We start from the raw sequence: 262 nt of genomic DNA, 5'->3' as shown, positions 1-262 counted from the left end.
ATCTTTCTTCCAGTCTGAAAATAGGAGGTGAAATACAAATCGAAGTTCATGCTTTTTCTGGGGTATCATCAAAATAAACTTAGCTGCTGTGAAAATTGGTTGTGAGAGTTGGAAGAACTTCCGCCGACGAGTAATTTTCTGAAATTTTTATCTGTTAAATATTTAAGGTAAGCATTGCCTGCATCAAAGTCGATGAAATATTTGGCACGGTTGACAGCTACTCCTAATTTTTTCAGGTGATCAATATTTAAAACCTGAAAAC

Annotated in this window: 1 protein-coding gene; it reads right to left on the bottom strand. The window is 35.1% G+C overall.

Annotation, left to right across the window (positions count from 1 at the left end; all coding sequences use genetic code 11):
* Window positions 1-68 precede the first annotated feature (68 nt).
* Window positions 69-262: hypothetical protein (locus tag R2R70_RS21025; protein ID WP_410979053.1), on the bottom strand; the 194-nt coding region annotated here is incomplete at its 5' end.

The organism is Cobetia sp. SIMBA_158 (assembly GCF_046566945.1).
Lineage (GTDB): Bacteria > Pseudomonadota > Gammaproteobacteria > Pseudomonadales > Halomonadaceae > Cobetia > Cobetia amphilecti.
Note: the sequence above shows the minus strand (reverse complement) of the source record. Positions and strands in the feature narration are given on the sequence as shown.